The organism is Sandarakinorhabdus sp., from assembly GCF_031422795.1.
Taxonomy (GTDB): domain Bacteria; phylum Pseudomonadota; class Alphaproteobacteria; order Sphingomonadales; family Sphingomonadaceae; genus Sandarakinorhabdus.
In genome coordinates this window covers 1-1,733 of sequence record NZ_JANPML010000452.1, presented here as the reverse complement: position 1 = coordinate 1,733, position 1,733 = coordinate 1, and the positions used below count along the sequence as shown (strand labels likewise).

The window sequence follows — 1,733 nt, the reverse complement described above, 5'->3', positions numbered from 1 at the left end:
GCCAGCCGGGCAACAGCTGGACGGCGATGCGGTGGTGCTGCGCTATATCGGTCGGTTGAAGGGCAAGCCAAAGACCCTGCTGATCAGCGGCGCGCTGTTTGGCGAGACTTGGGACGATCACGCCACGCAGGTGAATGTGCGCCGCGCCGGCATCACCCGCACGCTGCAATTCCGCCCCGGCGATCCCGAAAAGCCCGTCAGCCTCACCACACCCTGACGCTGTGCGTTGGTGCCGGGAGGCCGGCATGGCGGGAAGGGGCGGGAGGGGCCATTGCCAATCGCCGGCTCCGGGCGTTAACTGCTCCGGGCGGCAAACACCAAAGTGCCGGCAGAGGGCAAACATGATGAAATCGCATTGGCTTTTCGTTTCGGCGGCGTTGCTGTGCCTGCCGGCTGCCAGCTTCGCGCAAACCGCGCCAAAGGATTTTTTCAAGCAGCCACCCGGTACGGATTATTATCTGGCCAACTATACCGAGTACGAAGCCTATCTGAAAAAGCTGGCGACTGAGTCCGACCGCCTGAAGCTGGTCGACATCGGCAAATCTGCCGAAGGCCGCACGATGTGGGTGGCGATCGTCTCCACGCCGGCCAATCTGGCCAGGCTGGACGAATATCGCCGCACCGCCGAACGTTTGGCGCGCGCGCGCGGGGTGGACGAGGCGCAGGCCCGTGCGCTGGCGGCGCAGGGCAAGGCAATCGTGTGGATCGATGCCGGCCTGCACGCCACCGAGACTGTCACGTCGCAAGGGCAGATCCAGGTGCTGCACCGCATGCTGACCCAGAACGATGCCGAAACCCTGCGCATGCTGGACGACTGCATCATCCTGTTCGGCCACGACAATCCCGATGGGATGGAACTGGTGAGCAATTGGTACATGCGCCACGAAGACCCGAAAAGCCGAGAATTTGGCACGATACCAAGACTTTATCAGAAGTACGTCGGCCACGACAATAATCGTGACAGTTACATGGTGCAGATGCCGGAGACGGAAAATGTGAACCGCGTGCTGTTCCGGCAATGGTATCCGCAGATCGTCTACAACCAGCATCAAACTGGCCCGGAAGGCATGGTGGTGTTCGTGCCGCCGTTCCGCGACCCGTTCAACTACAACTATGATCCGATCGTGATGACGTCGCTGAACGAGGTGGGTTCGGCGATGCACTCAGCGCTGATCGCCGAAGGCAAGGCCGGTTCCGGCATGCGCAGCGCGGCACGATATTCCACGTGGCATAACGGCATGGAACGCAGCGTTGCCTATTTCCACAACAGCATCGGCCTGTTGACGGAAATCATCGGCGGCCCGACCCCGACCAGCATCCCGCTGGTGCCAGCCACGCAATTGCCGCGCGGCGACGAAATGCTGCCGATCAGTCCGCGGCCGTGGACGCTGCAGAACACGCTGGATTATCAGTGGACGCTCAATCGCGCCGTGCTCGATTATGCCTCGCGCAATCGCGAACGGTTGTTGTTCAACATCTGGCGCATGGGCGCCAACAGCATCGAAAAGGGCAGCCGCGACAGCTGGACGGTGACGCCATCGACGGTCGACCGCCTGGCCAATGCGGCGCCGCTCACGGCGGCCGGCACTGCCGGCGCGGGCCGCCCGCGCCCCGGCGGCCCCAAGAAGGTTGATCCCAAGCTGTATGCCAGCATCCTGCAGGCGCCCGCAGACCGCGACCCGCGCGCCTATATCATCCCCGCCGATCAGCGTGATCTGCCCACGGCCGTCACC

At 63.1% G+C, this 1,733-nt stretch carries 2 protein-coding genes; both read left to right on the top strand.

Annotated elements, in window-relative coordinates; all coding sequences use genetic code 11:
• Positions 1-217: hypothetical protein (locus RMO81_RS15320; protein ID WP_310476806.1), on the top strand; the 217-nt coding region annotated here is incomplete at its 5' end.
• Positions 218-341: 124 nt separating this feature from the next.
• A partial coding sequence (locus RMO81_RS15315) for a M14 family metallopeptidase (protein ID WP_310476805.1) occupies positions 342-1,733 on the top strand: 1,392 nt, incomplete at its 3' end.